Genomic DNA, 782 nt, shown 5'->3' with positions numbered 1-782 from the left:
GCCCCCTATGTCATGTCGGCCCGCGCGCAAGGCGGCCTGCCCAACAAGCCGATCACGCTGGTCGTGCCGTTCGCCCCGGGCGGCAACCTGGACGTGGTGGCCCGCGCCATCGCCCCGGCGCTGGAGCAGAGCCTCGGCCGCAACGTCATCGTCGATAACCGGCCCGGCGCTGGCGGCGTGATCGGCGCGACGGCGGTCTCCCGCGCCGAGCCGGACGGCAGCACGCTGCTGGTGACCACGCCCAACGCCATCGTGGTGCTGCCGAAGATGACGCGCACCAGCTTCAAGCTGGCCAGCTTCAGCCCGGTGGGGCTGGTGTCCACCACGGCGCTGGTGATCGTGGTGAAGGGCAACGACACGCGTTTCAAGGACATCGGCGCGCTGCTGGCCCACGCGCGTGCCAACCCCGGCAAGACCACCACCGGCCACGCCGGCCCCGGCACCACCAACCACATGGCCACGCTCCAGCTCGAGGACGCCGCCAGGATCCAGTTGAACGAGGTGCCCTACAAGGGCTCCGCGCCGGCGCTGATCGACCTCATGGGCGGCCAGATCGACATGGTGGTGGACCAGCTCACCAGCTCGGCACCGCATATCCAGTCCGGCGCCCTGCGTGCGCTGGCCGTGATGTCGCGCGAGCGCGATGCCGCGCTGCCGAAGGTGCCCACGCTGCGCGAATCCGGGCTGGCCAACTTCGAGGCGACCACGGCCACGGGCCTGCTGGCCCCGGCCGGCACGCCGGCAGCGGTCATCGAGACGCTGAACAGCGCGCTGCGCAAGGT

General features: G+C 71.5%; 1 protein-coding gene. It reads left to right on the top strand.

Annotated elements, in window-relative coordinates:
• Positions 1-782: tripartite tricarboxylate transporter substrate binding protein (locus AB4Z35_RS29900; RefSeq protein WP_442101143.1), on the top strand; the 782-nt coding region annotated here is incomplete at both ends.

This window comes from Pseudomonas sp. KB_15 (genome assembly GCF_052114525.1).
GTDB lineage: Bacteria > Pseudomonadota > Gammaproteobacteria > Pseudomonadales > Pseudomonadaceae > Aquipseudomonas.
The sequence above is the reverse complement of the archived record's forward strand: the minus strand, read 5'-3'. Positions and strand labels throughout refer to the sequence as shown.